This is a genomic window from Kytococcus aerolatus (genome assembly GCF_900187395.1).
Taxonomy (GTDB): Bacteria; Actinomycetota; Actinomycetes; order Actinomycetales; family Dermatophilaceae; genus Kytococcus; species Kytococcus aerolatus.
In genome coordinates, this window is record NZ_FYEZ01000002.1 from 66814 (window position 1) to 83095 (window position 16282).

Sequence of the window (16282 nt, forward strand, 5' to 3'; positions counted from 1 at the left end):
CGCCGCATCGATGGGCGGCACGCAGGAGGAGGGGCCCACGCGAGTCAGGTCACACACGGAGGAGGGCCCCACCACCCGGTGGGGCCCTCCTCCGTGTGTGAGCGGCTCAGCTCACTCGGCGGCTGCGTCCTTGATCTCGCAGATCACGCCACCGTTGTTGACGGTCTCGCCGACGGCAGCCTTGAACCCGGTGACCACACCGGCCTTGTGCGCCTTGATCGGCTGCTCCATCTTCATCGCCTCGAGCACCACGACCTGGTCGCCCTCGGCCACCGTGGCGCCCTCCTCGACGGCCACCTTGACGATGGTGCCCTGCATCGGGGCGGTCACGGCGTCACCGGAGGCGGCCGCGGCACCGCCACCACCGCGCTTGCGCTTCGGGGCCTTCTTGCGGGCGCCACCACCGGCAGCGCCGCCGCCCAGGGCGAGGTCGCCCGGCAGGCTCACGGCCATCCGGCGGCCGTTCACCTCGACGACGAGCTCCTGGCGCTCCGCCTTCTCCGGGGCGTCGGCCACCGGGCCGGAGTAGGGCTCGATCTGGTTGTCGAACTCGGTCTCGATCCAGCGGGTGTGCACGCTGAAGGGCTGCTCCGGGTCGGCCGGGGCGAAGGCCTCGTCACGCACCACGGCGCGGTGGAAGGGCAGCACGGTGGGCATGCCCTCGATCTCGAACTCGTCCAGCGCACGACGGGAGCGCTCGATCGCCTCGGTGCGGGTGCGGCCGGTGACGATGAGCTTGGCGAGCATGGAGTCGAACGCACCGGCGACGGTGTCGCCCTCGACCATGCCCGAGTCCACGCGGACACCCGGGCCGGCCGGCGGGCGCAGCACCGAGGCAGTGCCGGGGGAGGGCATGAAGTTCAGGCCGGCGTCCTCGGAGTTGATGCGGTACTCGATCGAGTGGCCGCGGACCTCCGGGTCGTCGTAGCCCAGCTCCTCGCCGGCGGCGATGCGGAACTGCTCGCGGACCAGGTCGATGCCGGTGACCTCCTCGGTCACCGGGTGCTCGACCTGGAGGCGGGTGTTCACCTCGAGGAAGGAGATGGTGCCGTCGGTGCCCACGAGGAACTCGCAGGTGCCGGCGCCGACGTAGCCGGCGGCCTTGAGGATGTCCTTCGAGGCACGGCGCAGCTCGGCCTCCTGCTCGTCGGTGAGGAAGGGCGCGGGGGCCTCCTCGACGAGCTTCTGGTTGCGGCGCTGCAGCGAGCAGTCGCGGGTGGAGACCACCACGACGTTGCCGTGCTCGTCGGCCAGGCACTGGGTCTCGACGTGGCGCGGCTGGTCGAGGAAGCGCTCCACGAAGCACTCCCCGCGGCCGAAGGCGGCGACGGCCTCGCGCACGGCGGACTCGTAGAGCTCGGGGATCTCCTCGCGGGTGCGGGCGACCTTCAGGCCGCGGCCACCACCGCCGTAGGCGGCCTTGATGGCCACCGGCAGGCCGTGCTCGTCGGCGAAGGCGAGCACCTCGTCGGCGCTCTCCACCGGGTCCTTGGTGCCGGGCACCAGGGGGGCGTTCGCGGCGTCGGCGATGTGGCGGGCCTTCACCTTGTCGCCCAGCTGGTCGATGGCGGCCGGGGACGGGCCGATCCAGGTCAGCCCGGCGTCGAGGACGGCCTGGGCGAAGTCGGCGTTCTCGGCGAGGAAGCCGTAGCCCGGGTGCACCGCGTCGGCGCCGGCCTCGCGGGCCACGTCGAGCAGCTTCTCGACCACCAGGTAGGACTCGGCCGGGGTGTCGCCCCCGATCGAGTACGCCTCGTCGGCCACCTGGGTGTGGAGGGCGTCCCGGTCGGGGTCGGCGTAGACCGCGACGGACTTGATGCCTGCGTCGGCACAGGCGCGGGCAATGCGGACGGCGATCTCGCCACGGTTGGCGATGAGCACGGAGGTCACTGGAGCCATGCGCGCAACTGTAACGTGACGCGGGCCACGATCGCTGCGCAGTGGCAGGGTTGCCCCATGAGCACCCAGCCCGTCGGGGGCGTGAGCGCCCCGTCTCCGCGTCTCGTCCACACCGCCCAGGCGCTGGTCGACGAGATCTTCCACGTGCCCGCCCTGCCCGCTGCCGGGGGCAATGTCATGGCGGCCCGCAGCAGCCAGCACGCCGGGGGAGCGGTGACCATCCTCGTGGCCGCCCGCCGGCAGGGGGCCGAGGCCGTGCACGCCGGCTCGATCGGCACGGGGTGGCGGGGGGACCTCGTGCGCTCCGCGCTCGCCGGGGCCGGGGTGGGGGCGAGCGCACCGACCGTCGAGGACATGGACACCGGGACCTGCGTGGTGCTCGTGGACGCCACCGCCGAGCGCACCTTCATCACCACCCGGGGGGCCGAGCGCCGCATCACCGCCGACACGCTGGCCACCGCCGCCCCGGTCGCCGGGGACGTCCTGTGCGTCTCGGGGTACACGCTGCTGGACCCGACGGGACCGGCCCTGCTGGAGCACCTCGCCGGGCTGCCGGAGGGGGTGGGCGTCTGCCTCGACCCCGGGGCGGTGTTCGCCGAGCTGCCCGCGGACGTGCAGCGGGCCGCCCTGGCCGCCACGACCATCTGGACCTCCAACCTCGCCGAGGCCGACGCGCTCGTGGGGCGGCCGACGGGCTCGATGGTGGCGGCCGCCGACGCCGTGGCCGAGCGGCTCGGGGGTGTCGCCGTGGTGCGCGACGGGCCGGCCGGCTGCGCCGTGGCCGAGCCGGGTCGCGCCGCGGTGGAGGTGCCCGGCTTCCCGCAGGACCCGGTGGACACCAACGGGGCCGGGGACACCCACTGCGGGGTGATGCTGGCCGCCCACCTGCAGGGTCTCGACTGGGCGGAGGCCTGCCGGCGCGGCAACGCGGCGGCGGCCATCACCGTCACCCGCCCCGGCCCGGACACCGCGCCGGACTCCGCCGAGGTGGACGCCTTCCTCGTGGCCCACGGGTGACACCGGGGCGGGTGCGGGGAGGGGTGGATTCCCTTCGGCTCGGAATGCCGCAGGACAGCACCTATGCTCTGACGTGGTGTGACCCGGGCCACTAGGTCTGCGAGGCAAGAGCTCGCACCGGGCGGGTCCCGACGAACCGATTCGATGAAAGGCGCTCACATGTTCGAGCTGTCCAAGGACCACGAGGACTTCCGCCAGGTCGTCCGTCAGTTCGCCGAGGCGGAGATCGCCCCCCACGTGGAGAAGTGGGACGCCGAGTCGCACTTCCCGACCGAGCTGATCCCGAAGATGGGTGAGATGGGGCTGTTCGGGCTCGTCGTGCCCGAGGAGTTCGGTGGTGCCGGCCTGGACGACGAGGGCCCGTTCACCTACCTCTGTCTGGCCATCGAGGAGCTCGGCCGCGTCGACCAGTCGATGGGCATCACGCTCTCGGCCGGGGTGGGGCTGGGCATCAACCCGATCCTCACCTACGGCTCGCAGGAGCAGAAGGAGAAGTGGCTCCCCGACCTCGTGGCCGGTCGCGCCCTGGCCGGCTTCGGCCTCACCGAGCCCGACGCCGGCTCGGACGCCTCCGGCACCCGCACCAAGGCCGAGGTCGTGGACGGCGAGTGGGTCGTCAACGGCTCCAAGGCGTTCATCACGAACTCCGGCACCGACATCACCTCCTGCGTGACCGTCACCGCCCGCACCGGCACCCGCGAGAACGGCAAGCCGGAGATCAGCGCGATCATCGTGCCGGCCGGCACCCCCGGCTTCACCGTGGAGCCCGCCTACCGCAAGCTCGGCTGGCACATCTCCGACACGCACGGCCTGACCTTCGAGAACTGCCGCGTGCCGGAGGCCAACCTGCTCGGCGAGCGCGGCGAGGGCTACAAGCAGTTCCTCAAGACCCTCGACGACGGCCGCATCGCCATCTCGGCGCTCGCGGTCGGTCTGGCCCAGGCCTGCCTCGAGCAGTCCGTGGAGTACGCCAAGCAGCGCACCGCTTTCGGCAAGCCGATCGGCGCCTACCAGGGCGTCTCCTTCCAGGTGGCGGACCTGCAGGTCAAGGTCGAGGCCGCCCGCCTGCTCACCTACAAGGCCGCCTGGCTGAAGGACGAGTTCGAGGCCGGTCGTCGCTCGATGCAGGAGGTCAAGAAGGCCGCCTCCATCGCCAAGCTGTACTCCACCGAGGCGGCCGTCGAGGCCACCCGCATCGCCACCCAGGTGTTCGGTGGCAACGGCTTCATGGAGGAGTACCCGGTGGCCCGCTTCTACCGCGACGCCAAGATCCTGGAGATCGGTGAGGGCACCTCCGAGGTGCAGCGCATGCTCATCGCCCGCGGCCTGGGGCTGGAGGGCTGATCCCGTCATGACGACCACCACCAACGCAGCCGAGACCCCGGGCGTGCAGCCCTTCGCCGACGCGACCCCCGGCGGGGACGAGAAGGTCGCCGACGTCCGGCGCCGCCTCAACGAGGCCCACGCCGCCTCCGGGGCGCCCACCGAGAAGGGCGCCGCGAAGCTCGAGAAGCAGAACAAGCTCTACGTGCGCGATCGCATCGCGATGCTCTTCGACGAGGGCTCCTTCGTCGAGGACGCCCGGTACGCCAACGCCACCGCCGAGGGCCTGCCGGCCGACGGTGTGGTCACCGGGCGCGGCACCGTCGACGGCCGCCCGGCCATCGTCATCGCCAACGACCCGACCGTGAAGGCGGGCTCCTGGGGTGCGCGCACCGTGGAGAAGATCGTCCGCGCCACCGAGATGGCGCTCCGTGAGGAGCTGCCGGTGTTCTGGTTCGTCGACTCCGCCGGTGCCCGCATCACCGACCAGGTCGAGCTCTTCCCGGGCCGTCGCGGCGCCGGGCGGATCTTCCACAACCAGGTGGCGCTCTCGGGCAAGGTCCCGCAGATCTGCTGCCTGTTCGGCCCGTCCGCGGCCGGTGGCGCGTACATCCCCTCGTTCACCGACGTGGTGATCATGGTGGAGGGCAACGCCTCGATGTACCTGGGCAGCCCCCGCATGGCCGAGATGGTCGTCGGCGAGAAGGTCACCCTCGACGAGATGGGCGGTGCGCGCATGCACTGCACCGTCTCCGGCGTGGGCGACATCCTCGTGCAGGACGACACCGAGGCCATCGAGACCGCCCGGATGTACTTCTCGTACGTGCCGCAGAACTGGCGCACGGAGCTGGAGCCCTACGAGGCCGAGGAGCCGGCGTACCCGCTGGAGCGCACCACGGTGCCCGAGAGCGAGTCGGTGCCCTTCGACATGCACGAGGTCATCGACGGTCTGGTGGACGACGACAGCTTCTTCGAGATCAAGGAGCTCTTCGCCCCCGAGCTGGTCATCGGCTTCGCCCGGATGGACGGCCGGACGGTCGGCATCGTGGCGAACAACTCGGCGGTCAAGGGCGGTGTGCTCTTCACCGACTCCGCCGACAAGGCCTCGCGTTTCATCTGGCTCTGCGACGCCTACTCGATCCCGCTCATCTACCTGGTCGACGTGCCGGGCTTCATGATCGGCTCCGAGGTGGAGCGCACCGGCATCATCCGCCACGGCGCGAAGATGGTCTCGGCGGTCTCCTCGGCCACCGTGCCGCAGTTCTGCATCGTGGTCCGCAAGGCCTACGGCGCCGGCCTGTACGCGATGGGTGGGCCGGGCTTCGCGCCGGACGCCACCCTGGCGCTGCCCACCGGGCGGATCGCCGTGATGGGCCCGGAGGCGGCCGTCAACGCGGTCTACGCCAACAAGATCGCCGAGGTCGAGGCCGAGCAGGGCGCCGAGGCGCGGGAGGCCTTCGTCCACGAGAAGCGCGAGGAGTACGTCGAGGACGTGGACCTCGAGCGGCTGGCCGCCGACCTGGTGATCGACGGCATCATCGAGGCCGACGCGCTGCGCGAGGAGCTGCTCAAGCGGCTGGAGTTCGCCCGCGGTCGCGAGCGTCACTTCTCCACCCGCCGCCGGGACGTCCCGCCGGTTTGATCGGGCAGTCCGCCGGTCGTCCTAAGCCCCCGTCGCCCCTCCGGGCGGCGGGGGCTTAGGCTTGCCTCACTTCCGAGGAGGCACCATGACCCGTCCCGCTGCCGCGCCTGCCCCGCAGGCAGGGCGACCCGCCCGCCCGACCCGTCATGCGGTGGTGGAGTCCACCGAGTGGCTCACCGACGAGATGGTGCGCGTCTGGCTCACCGGGGAGGGGGTCGACGCCCTGCCCCCGCTGGAGCACACCGACCACTACGTCAAGCTGCTCTTCCCGCCCACCGGGGGCGCCTACCCCGAGCACGTCGACGCCGCGGGGCTCAAGGAGGCGCTCCCGCGCGAGGAGTGGCCGGTGACGCGCACGTACACGATCCGCAGCCTCGAGGCCGGCCGGATGGCGGTGGACTTCGTGCACCACGGCGAGGACGGGCTGGCCGGTCCGTGGGCGGCTGCGGCGCGGCCCGGTGACCCGATCTCCTTCCACGGCCCCGGTGGCGCCTGGTCGCCGACGCCGGGTGCCCACCACCTGCTGGCCGGGGACGAGTCGGCCCTCCCCGCCCTCGCGGCGGCCATGGAGCGTCTGCTCGAGGTCGGGGGGACCGCGCAGGTCCTCTGCGAGGTCGGGGCGCCCGACCTGCTGCCCGAGCTGCCGACCGGGCCGGGCCTGGAGGTGGTGCCGGTGCTGCGCGGTGCGCACGGCCACGGTCAGGCGCTCGCGCACGCCGTCGTGGAGCAGGGGGAGCTGCCCGAGGGAGTGCAGGTCTTCGTCCACGGGGTGGCCGAGATGGTCAAGGACGTGCGGCGCTTCCTCTTCGTCGAGCGCGGGTTGCCCCGGGAGCAGGTCTCCATCAGCGGCTACTGGCGCACCGGTTGCACCGAGGACGAGTGGCAGGCCGGGAAGCGGGACTTCGTGGCCGCGATGGAGGCCGCGGAGCGGGCGGGCTGATTCCCCGTATTTCCTCTGGGTGGGAACAGGAATCACTTCTCTGGTGTTGTCAGGAATGAAGGGCGTGCCCGTGGGCACGCCCTTCCACGTCCCCGACACGCCGAGGACGGCCTGAAGGCGACCGAGGGGCTGGTGGAGGAGGCCGCCCCCGAGGCGGAGCTGCAGCTGGTGACCGCCGACGTCACCGACGAGGCGCAGGTCCAGGCCTACGTGGACCGTCACCGGGAGGCCTACGGCTCGATCGACGGGTTCTTCAACAACGCCGGTATCGAGGGCAGGCAGAATCTCACCGAGGACTTCACGAACGCCGAGTTCCAGAAGGTGCTGGCGGTGAACCTCACCGGCGTGTTCCTGGGCATGGAGAAGGTGCTCGCCGTGATGGCCGAGCAGGGTTCGGGGTCCATCGTGAACTGCGCGTCGGTCGGCGGCATCCGCGGTGTGGGCAACCAGTCCGGTTATGCGGCCGCCAAGCACGGCGTGGTCGGCCTGACGCGCAACTCGGCAGTGGAGTACGGCACGAAGGGTGTGGTCATCAACGCCATCGCGCCGGGCGCGATCATGACCGCGATGGTCGAGGGCTCGCTGCGGCAGATGGGTGGCGACGACTGGGAGAAGGTCGGGGAGGAGTTCGTGAAGCCGAACCCGATGCAGCGCTTTGGCAAGCCTGAGGAGGTGGCGGCCCTGGTGTGCTTCCTCCTGGGCAACGAGGCGGGCTTCGTCGACGGCACGGTCATCCCCATCGACGGTGGGCAGCACATCAAGTACTGACGGAGCGAGCCGCGGGCGGGGGCCGTGCGCAGCACCCCGCAGGCCTTGCTAAGGTGAGCCTCGCCTTATTCACCCATGGAAGGTCCTGTCTCATGCTGCGTTCGGCCCACCGTCGTGCCACGCCCACCCGTTCTCTGGCCCTGACTGCTGTCCTGGCCCTCACGCTCGCCGGCTGCAGCGGCGAGGAGGAAGGCGGTGACACCACCTCGAATGGCGAGAAGTCCAGCGAAAAGCCTGAGTCCGGCAACGAGTCCGAGTCCGGCAAGGCGGGCAAGGGCGGGGAGGAGGGGGCTGGCGGCCAGGTCGTCGAGCACGCCTTCGGCGAGACCCCGGTGCCCGACAAGATCGAGCGCGTGGCCACCGTCGACTGGGCCAACCAGGAGACCCCGCTGGCCCTCGGCATCGTGCCGGTGGGCATGAGCAAGATGACCTGGGGTGACGACGACGGCGACGGCGTCCAGCCGTGGGTCGAGAGCGCCCTGGAAGAGCTGGGCGGCGAGGAGCCGGTGCTCTTCGACGAGACCGACGGCTACGACTTCGAGGCGATCGCCAAGACCGAGCCGGACGTCATCCTCGCCGGGTACTCGGGCCTCTCCAAGGAGGACTACAACACGCTCAGCGACATCGCCCCCACCATCGCCTACCCGGATGACGTCTGGGCCACCGAGTGGGACGACGCCACGATGCAGAACGCCCGCGGTCTGGGCAAGGAGGAAGAGGGGGAGAAGCTTGTCGAGGACGCCCGCAGGGAGATCGAGAAGGCGGTCGAGAAGCACCCCGAGATCAAGGGCAAGAGCGTCATGCTCATGACCCACGTCGACCTCACCGACCTCTCGGAGATCAACTTCTACTCCGCCGAGGACGCCCGGGCGAAGTTCTTCGAGGACCTCGGCATGAAGACCCCCGAGAGCATCAAGCGCCACACCGAAGAGGGCAAGTACGCAGGCACCATCAGCACCGAGAACGCCGACGAACTCAAGGACGTCGACGTCATCGTGACCTACGGCGGCACCGAGCTCTACGAGGCGCTGGCCGCCGACCCGGTGCTCTCCCAGCTGCCGGCCGTGAAGAACAAGGCCGTCGTGGCCCTGGACGGCGAGAAGGCTGAGGGCGCTGCAGCGAACCCGACCATCCTCTCCATCCCCGAGACCACCGAGCTCTACGTGGAGAAGATCGCCGAGGCGCTCGAGGGCAAGGGCAGCGGTGTCTCGGAGGGCAAGGGTTCCTCCTCCGAGAAGAAGTGAGCCGTTCCGAGTGAGCTCAGGTGCCACGATGTCGCGGGAGGGGACGCTGGTCCCCTCCCGCGAGGGTGAGAGTTCCGCGACGCCGCAGGGGCGGCGTCGCTCGCGCGTCCTGCGGACGCTGGTCCTGGGCGGCCTGGTGGCTACCCTCCTGGTGACCTGCTGGCTGTCGATCACCATCGGCTCGCGGGCGGTGACGCTCGATGCGGTGTGGGCAGCCCTGAACGGCCGCGCCGAGGGCTTCGACGAGGCGGCGGTCGCCAAGCGCATCCCACGGACCGGGCTGGCGGTCATCGCCGGAGCGTCCCTCGCGGTCTCCGGGCTCGCGATGCAGGCGGTGACGCGCAACCCGCTGGCCGACCCTGGGATCCTCGGCGTCAACGCGGGTGCCTCCCTGGCCGTGACCACCGGCATCGCCTGGTTCGGCCTGGCCCTGCCCACGAGCTTCATCTGGGTGGCCATCGCCGGAGCCGGGCTCACCGCGGTGATCGTCTACCTGGTCGGATCGCTGGGCGCGGGTGGGCCCACGCCGCTCAAGCTGACCCTGGCGGGGGCGGCGTTCACCATCGCGCTGAGCGCCTTCGTCTCGGCAGTGGTGCTGCCACGTCAAGACATCGGCATGAACGTGATCTCCTGGCAGATCGGCGGCGTGGGCGGTGCCACGCAGGCGGTGCTGGTGCGGGTGCTGCCCTTCCTGCTGGTGGGGCTGGTGCTGGCCTGGCTCATGGCGCGCGGCATGAACACCCTCGGGCTGGGCGACGAGATGGCGGCCTCCCTGGGGGAGCGGGTCTGGACGACCCGCCTGCTGGCCAGTGCCGCTGCCGTCGTGCTGTGCGGCGCCACCACCGCGGTGGCCGGCCCGATCGGCTTCGTGGGGCTGGTGGTGCCGCACACCTGCCGGATGCTGGCCGGGGTGGACCACCGCTGGCTGGTGCCCTACAGCGCCGTGGGCGGGGCGATCCTGCTCACCGGTGCTGACGTGCTGGGTCGTGTGGTGCACCCGCCCGCGGAGATGGACGTCGGCATCATCACTGCGCTGGTGGGAGCCCCGGTGTTCATCGCCATCGTGCGTCGTCGGACGGTGAGGGAGCTGTGAGCGCCGAGGTCTCGACCCTGAGCCGTGTGCGCACGGCCCGCATCGGCCGGCTGCGCCGGTGGTGGGCGCAGGTGGTGCTGCTGGCCGCGATCCTGGTGGGCCTGGTCGTCCTGACCCTCACCCGCGGTGACACGAACTACTCCCTGGCCGAGGTGTGGAGGGTCATCCGCGGCGTGGACGCCGGAGGCGCGGACTTCATCGTCGGCACCCTGCGCCTGCCCCGCGTGGTGCTGGCGGTCGTAGCCGGTGCGGCCTTCGGCCTGGCCGGCACCACCTTCCAGACCCTGCTGCGCAACCCGCTGGCGAGCCCCGACGTGGTGGGCATCACCGCCGGTGCGAGCGCGGCGGCATCGGTCGGCATCGTGAGCCTGGGCTGGAGCGACACGCAGGTCTCCCTGCTGGCTGTCACCGCCGGGATGGCCGTGGCGCTCGGCGTCTACCTGCTGGCCTGGCGCGGCGGTCTGCACGGGACACGCCTGGTGCTCATCGGCATCGGGGTGGCGGCCATGCTGCAGAGCGTCGTGGCCATCCAGCTCGAGGAGGCCGGGCGAGGGCAGCTCGCCGAAGCCCTGCGGTGGCTCACCGGCAGCCTGAACGGCGCCACCTGGCAGGTCACCACCCCACCGACGATCGCCGTGGTGGTGCTCGGCGCCGTGCTGCTGAGCCGGACCCGCGAGATCGGTGTCGGGCAGCTCGGTGACGACGCCGCGAACGCCCTGGGGGTGCGGGTGGACCGCAGCCGCCTGGTGACGATCATGGTGGCCGTCACGCTGATCTGCATCGCCACGGCGGCCACCGGGCCCATCGCGTTCGTGGCCTTCCTGGCTGGGCCCATCACGGCCCGCCTCATGGGCAACAGCGGCTCGCTGCTGCTGCCGGCTGCGCTCACCGGCGCGGTCCTCGTGGTGGGGGCCGACTGGGTCGGCCAGAACCTGCTGCCACACCGCTACCCGGTGGGCGTCGTGACCGGCGTGCTCGGTGCGCCCTACCTGCTGTACCTCATCGTCCGCGTGAACCGCACTGGAGGCCATCTGTGAACCCTGCTGAGACGACGACCTCGGCCGAGGAGGCCACCGGCGCGCGCGCCGCATCGGAGTCTGTGGCACCGGACACCGAGACCGAGGCGGGCCAGGTGCCGGGCGCGCTGGAGGCCCGCGGGCTGAGCGTGGGCTACCAGGACCGCGTGGTGGTCGAGGAGCTGGACCTGGTCATCCCCCGGGGTCAGGTGACCGTGGTGGTGGGGCCGAACGCCTGCGGCAAGTCCACGCTGCTGCGCTCGATGTCGCGGCTGCTGCGCCCCCGGACGGGGCAGGTGCTGCTGGAGGGGGAGGCGATCCATCGGATGCCCGCCCGCCAGGTGGCCCGCCAGCTGGGGCTGCTGCCGCAGACGCCGGTGGCGCCCGAGGGCATCTCTGTGAGCGACCTGGTGGGCCGTGGCCGGCACCCGCACCTGGGGATGTTCGGCCGCTGGAGCGCCGAGGACGATGAAGCCGTGGCCGCCGCTCTGGACGCCACGAACACCGGGGCGCTGGCCGATCGGTCGGTGGACGAACTCTCCGGTGGTCAGCGCCAGCGTGTGTGGATCGCGCTGGCGCTCGCGCAGCGCACCGGGGTACTGCTCCTGGACGAGCCGACGACCTACCTGGACGTGAGCCACCAGGTGGAGGTGCTGGACCTGCTGCTAGACCTCAACCAGCGCGAGGGCACCACGGTGGTCATGGTCCTGCACGATCTCAACCTGGCTGCCCGCTACGCCGACCACCTGGTAGCGATGGCGGACGGGCAGGTGGTGGCCGAGGGCTCGCCGCAGGCCGTCATGACGCCGCAGACGGTGCGGCGGCTGTTCGGCATCGACAGCCAGGTGATGGTCGACCCGGTGTCCGGCACTCCGCTCATGGTGCCGATCGGGCGGCACCACCGCCCGGCGGGCGAGGCCGCCTGACGGAGGGGGGGAGACCATCCGGGATCGCGTCCTGGGCGGCTCCCTCAGCCCCAGAGCTCGTGGATGCCGAGTCCGGCGGCGTCGAGCAGCTCGCGCAGGACCGGCAGGGAGAGGCCCTGCACGCCGCTCGGCTCGCCCTCGACGCGGGTGATGAAGGCCCCGGCCCGGCCCTCGAGGGTGAACGCCCCGGCCACGTGGAGCGGCTCGCCGGTGGCCACGTAGGCGTCGATCTCCTCGTCGGTCACGTCCGCGAAGTGCAGGGTCGTGGAGGACACCGCGCCGAGGGTCGCGCCGGACCCGGCCTCGCCCTCGGGATCGGTGTCGCGCAGGTCCACCAGCCAGTGCCCGGAGTGGAGCACACCGGCGCGACCCCGCATCGCCCGCCAGCGCTCGGTCGCCACCTCGGGGGTGCCGGGCTTGCCGAAAGACTCGCCGTCGATCTCCAGCACCGAGTCGCAGCCGATGACGACCCATGCGTCGGCGTCCTCGGCCAGCTCGTCGGCCACCGCCTCGCACTTGGCGCGCGCCAGGGTCAGGGCCACCTCGTCAGGGGCCAGCTGCTCTCCGAGCGCCTCCTCGGCCGCCGCGAGGGCCGCCTCCTCGTCCACCCCAGAGGCGTGGACCCGCGGCTCGATGCCGGCCGCCTGCAGCAAGGCTCGCCGGGACTCCGACTGGCTGGCCAGCACCAGGTGCTGACCCGGTGGGAGCTCGGTGACCACATCGGTCGGTGCGGGCTCGTGTGGTGCGGACTGGAGGGGTGCGGAGGCGATGCTGTCCTGCGGCGGCTGCGTCATGCGCCCGAGGGTAGTGCGCCTCACCGGTAACCCGAGGCCTGGAGGGCGTAGAGCTCGGCATAGCGCCCGCCGGCGGCCAGGAGCTCGTCGTGCGTGCCCATCTCGGCCACCTGGCCCTCGTGGAGGACCACCACCAGGTCCGCGGCCGAGACGGTGGAGAACCGGTGCGTGATGAGCAGGGTGATGCCGCCCTCGGCCCGACTGCGCCGACCGGCCTCGGCGAACCCGTCGAAGAGCGCGTGCTCGGTGGCCGGGTCGAGCGCGCTGGTGGGCTCGTCGAGGACCTGCAGCAGGGGAGCGGTCCGCATCATGCCGCGGGCGATGGCCAGCCGCTGCCACTGCCCGCCGGAGAGCCCCACGCCGCCGTGCTCCGGCCCCAGCGGCGTGTCCAGCCCGTCCGGCAGAGCGCGCAGCACGTCGGTCGCGGCGGCCCGTTCGAGAGCCGCGTGCACGATGGCGTCGTCCTCCGGCGCCTCCAGCGCCCCCACCCGGATGGCCTCGCGGGCGGTGGTGTGGAGCGCCACGTGGTCCTGGAAGGCCCCCGAGCAGCGGGCGCGCCAGGCCTCCAGGTCCAGCTCGGTCAACGGCACTCCATCTACTAGCACCTGCCCGGCATCGAGGGAGTACATACCGGTCAGCAGGTTGACCAGGGTGGACTTGCCCGCACCGTTCTCCCCGACCACGGCCACGGTGGCCCCGGCCGGCAGGTGCAGGTCGAGCCCGGTGAAGGTCGGCCGTTGCGCACCGGGGTAGGTGAAGGTGACGCCCTCGAGGCGGATGCCGTCGACCAAGCCGGGCGGGGGCGGCAGCTCCCCGGGGTGGGTGCTGGCCTCCGCGTAGCGCTCCAGCCACAGGGCCCGTCGCCCGATGCGGGTCGACCGGGCGGCCTGGAAGCTCACCCCGAGCAGCTGGGTGGCCTGCTGGGGCAGCTCGGAGACGACGACGATCGCCGCCGCCACCGTCCCCGGGCCGAGGCGACCGGCCAGGACGTCCTGCAGCATCCACCACAGCACCGTCCCGCCGGCGGCCAGGTAGAGCGTGGAGACCGTCGCGTTGAGCAGCGCGCCGCGGCGCTCGGCCCGCAGGACGGGGCGGCGCCAGGAGCGGGTGGCCTCCTCCGAGAGCCGTGCCAGGTGGTCCCGGGCCCCCATGACCCGCAGCTCCGCGGCCGAGGCGGGGGTGCTCCGGGCCTCCAGCAGGTGGCCGGAGAGGCGCCCCTGCGGCGCCGAGCGCTCCTCACCCTCGGCATCCCAGGTGGTGACCTTCCGGGCCGCCCACAGCGCCGGCACCAGCCCGATGCCGAGCAGCAGCAGGCGGGGGTCGACGAGGAAGGCCACCACCAGGCTCGCGGCGACCGAGCCGACGTTGTTGAGCAGGTTGACCAGGCTCTGGAAGGCCAGCCCCATCGCGCCGCGGCGCTCGGTGAGCACCTGCAGCGTGTCCCGGTGCGCCGGGTCCACCAGGTGGTCCAGCGTGGGGGTGGTCCCGGACTGGCGGCCGCTGCGCTGGTCGAACTCGAAGCCCAGCCGGTCGTTGACGTGCATCCGCTGGGTGAGGCCGGTGAGGACCAGCGTCGAGAGCAGCCCCATCGAGCCGACCAGACCGACGGTGCCCAGCGTCAGCCGGGTGGCGTCGTGCTCGATGGCGCCGGCCACGACCATCCCGATGAACAGCGGGCTCATCGCCCCCAGCACGTTGGCCAGCGGTTCGAGCAGGCTCAGGCAGAAGGCCAGCGGCCCGTTGCGCCAGGCGGCGCGGGTGACGAACCAGGCGGAGGTCAGGGCGGCGGGCTGGGGGACGTCAGTGCGCATCGGGGGTCTCCTCGGAGGCAGGGGCCCCGCCGGCGAACCGGCTGGCCTGCAGGGTGAACATCCGGGCGTACTCGCCGCCGGCCGCGAGGAGCTCGTCGTGGCTGCCGTCCTCGACGATCCCCTCGGGCCCCAGCACGACGATCCGCTCGGCCCGGCGCACGCTGGAGAGCCGGTGGCTGACGAGGATCGTGGTGAGGTGCCCGGCGGCGCGCAGCAGTTGCTCGAAGAGCTCGGCCTCCACGCGGACGTCGAGGGCGGCGGTCGGCTCGTCGAGCACCAGCACCCCGGCCCCCTCCTCGACGGCGGCCAGCGCCCGGGCCAGGGCGACCCGCTGCCACTGCCCGCCGGAGAGGTCCGTGCCGCCCTCGTACCCCGGGTCGAGCGGGGTGTCCGGGGAGCCGATGCGGTCCAGCAGCGCCGTGGAGGCGGCGGCCTCCAGGGCGCGGCCCACCGCGGCGTCGGCCTGCTCGCCCCCGGCCTCCCGGGCGGTGGGCGCCCCGAGCAGGACGTTCTCCCGCAGGCTCAGGTGGTAACGGGCGAAGTCCTGGAAGATCACGGCCACGCGCTGCCGGGCCGCGTCGTCGGTGCCCGGGTCGGTCTCGTCGATGCGGACGGTCCCGGCATCGGGGCGGTGCAGGCCGGTGAGGAGCTTGAGCAGGGTCGACTTGCCCACGCCGTTGACGCCCACGATGGCCAGGGACTGCCCGGCCGGGATCTCCAGCGAGAGCTCGCGCAGGGTGGGGGCGCTGGCCCCCGGGTAGGTGAAGGAGACCCGGTCCAGGTGCACCGCGGCGGCGCCGGCCGCGGGTCGGCGAGCGGCCCGCGGGGCGGCCTCACCGGCCGTGGTCTCGAGCTCCTCCAGCCGGCCGGCGTAGAGCCGGGCCCGGGCGCTGGCGGCCGAGAGGTCGCCCAGCGGGCCCAGCGAGACGATGCCGACCAGGGCCATGATGATCGCCATCACGGTCTGCGCGTCCGCCGCGCCGACCCACGCCTGGCGGGCGACCCAGGCCACGGTGCCGCCGATCGTGGCCAGGGTGACCAGGCTGCCGAGGAGGGCCGGCCACATCGCCGCGTTGCGACGGCTCTCCACCCCCTGCTGGGCGTCCCGCCAGATCCGGGCGTGACCGGCCAGCAGGTGGTCGGTGAGGCCGAAGAGGCGGACCTCCTTGCCGGCCGAGCGGTCCAGCAGCAACCCGTGGAGGTACCCGGCGTGGCGGCGCTCGGTGGACTCGGCCTCGATCAGATCGGCCTGCACGATCTGGACGTACCGGGTGAAGAGCTGGCCGAGGAGGAGCTGCCCGGCCAGCAGCGCCAGAGCCGCCCACGGGGACCACTGGACGAGGACGGCCAGCGCCGCGATGCCCTGCGCGCGGATGCCCAGCGAGATCCAGGACATCTGGGTGGCCGTCAGCCCGAACTGGCTGCGCAGGTCCGCGGTGAGGGCGCCGGCGCGCTCGGAGTCCTCCAGGTGGGCGATGCCGTGCGGTGCGTCGGCCAGGGCGCCGAGCCGGTGCAGCTGGTCGGTCGTCATCGCGGCCTGGTGGGAGGCGCCGGCCCACTGCAGGAGGGCCGAGAGCACCGGGGTCAGCGCGAAGGCGAGGACGGCGAGGAGCAGCCAGCGGTGCAGCTCGGCCGCGGGGGCGCCACGCTCCAGGGCACCGACCAGGCGGGCGGTGGCGTGGATGGAGGCGAAGGTCGACGCGGCGATCCCCAGGACCAGGGTCCAGGCGACCACCAGCCGACCGGGGGCCGCGCGCCAGGCGTGCTTCCAGTAGAGCGCCTCCCGGCGCAGGATCTCAGGCATGGCGA

At 72.5% G+C, this 16282-nt stretch carries 13 protein-coding genes; 9 read left to right on the forward strand and 4 right to left on the reverse strand.

Annotated features, from left to right (window positions below; all coding sequences use genetic code 11):
* Positions 1–111: 111 nt before the first annotated feature.
* On the reverse strand, positions 112–1899 hold the full coding sequence (locus tag CFT82_RS07265; RefSeq protein WP_088818429.1) for an acetyl/propionyl/methylcrotonyl-CoA carboxylase subunit alpha: 1788 nt from the start codon (positions 1897–1899) through the stop codon (positions 112–114).
* A 57-nt stretch (positions 1900–1956) separates the two neighbouring features.
* On the opposite strand from CFT82_RS07265, the gene CFT82_RS07270 reads away from it, so the two are divergent.
* From CFT82_RS07270 to CFT82_RS07310, 9 genes are all read left to right on the forward strand, one after another.
* Complete coding sequence (locus CFT82_RS07270; protein ID WP_088818430.1) at positions 1957–2916, forward strand: PfkB family carbohydrate kinase; 960 nt, start codon at positions 1957–1959, stop codon at positions 2914–2916.
* 159 nt (positions 2917–3075) lie between these two features.
* A complete protein-coding gene (locus CFT82_RS07275; RefSeq protein WP_088818431.1) occupies positions 3076–4260 on the forward strand; it encodes an acyl-CoA dehydrogenase family protein in 1185 nt (394 codons plus the stop codon).
* A 7-nt stretch (positions 4261–4267) separates the two neighbouring features.
* Positions 4268–5881, forward strand: a complete 1614-nt coding sequence (locus CFT82_RS07280; protein ID WP_088818432.1) for an acyl-CoA carboxylase subunit beta — start codon at positions 4268–4270, stop codon at positions 5879–5881.
* A gap of 85 nt (positions 5882–5966) precedes the next feature.
* Positions 5967–6821 (forward strand): siderophore-interacting protein, encoded by an 855-nt coding sequence (locus CFT82_RS07285; protein WP_088818433.1) that lies wholly within the window; start codon positions 5967–5969, stop codon positions 6819–6821.
* A 132-nt stretch (positions 6822–6953) separates the two neighbouring features.
* Positions 6954–7589 carry an SDR family oxidoreductase gene (locus CFT82_RS07290; protein ID WP_234994345.1) on the forward strand — a complete coding sequence of 212 codons (636 nt, stop codon included), beginning with the start codon at positions 6954–6956 and terminating at the stop codon, positions 7587–7589.
* Between the two features lie 92 nt (positions 7590–7681).
* On the forward strand, positions 7682–8833 hold the full coding sequence (locus CFT82_RS07295; RefSeq protein ID WP_088818435.1) for an iron-siderophore ABC transporter substrate-binding protein: 1152 nt from the start codon (positions 7682–7684) through the stop codon (positions 8831–8833).
* A gap of 28 nt (positions 8834–8861) precedes the next feature.
* Positions 8862–9926 (forward strand): FecCD family ABC transporter permease, encoded by a 1065-nt coding sequence (locus CFT82_RS07300; protein ID WP_088818436.1) that lies wholly within the window; start codon positions 8862–8864, stop codon positions 9924–9926.
* Positions 9923–10963, forward strand: a complete 1041-nt coding sequence (locus CFT82_RS07305) for a FecCD family ABC transporter permease (RefSeq protein WP_088818437.1) — start codon at positions 9923–9925, stop codon at positions 10961–10963. Before CFT82_RS07300 ends, CFT82_RS07305 begins: the two co-directional genes overlap by 4 nt.
* Before the next feature lie 95 nt (positions 10964–11058).
* On the forward strand, positions 11059–11868 hold the full coding sequence (locus CFT82_RS07310) for an ABC transporter ATP-binding protein (protein WP_088818826.1): 810 nt from the start codon (positions 11059–11061) through the stop codon (positions 11866–11868).
* A gap of 44 nt (positions 11869–11912) precedes the next feature.
* On the opposite strand, the gene CFT82_RS07315 is transcribed toward CFT82_RS07310, so the two are convergent.
* From CFT82_RS07315 to CFT82_RS07325, 3 genes are read right to left on the reverse strand one after another with little or no spacing between them, the layout of a single operon-like run.
* Positions 11913–12662, reverse strand: coding sequence for a Maf family protein (locus tag CFT82_RS07315; RefSeq protein ID WP_088818438.1), 750 nt, complete (start codon positions 12660–12662; stop codon positions 11913–11915).
* A gap of 20 nt (positions 12663–12682) precedes the next feature.
* Positions 12683–14473 carry an ABC transporter ATP-binding protein gene (locus CFT82_RS12205; RefSeq protein WP_088818439.1) on the reverse strand — a complete coding sequence of 597 codons (1791 nt, stop codon included), beginning with the start codon at positions 14471–14473 and terminating at the stop codon, positions 12683–12685.
* Positions 14463–16277 carry an ATP-binding cassette domain-containing protein gene (locus CFT82_RS07325; RefSeq protein ID WP_088818440.1) on the reverse strand — a complete coding sequence of 605 codons (1815 nt, stop codon included), beginning with the start codon at positions 16275–16277 and terminating at the stop codon, positions 14463–14465. The genes CFT82_RS12205 and CFT82_RS07325 overlap by 11 nt, the downstream gene beginning before the upstream one ends.
* Between the last annotated feature and the right edge of the window lie 5 nt (positions 16278–16282).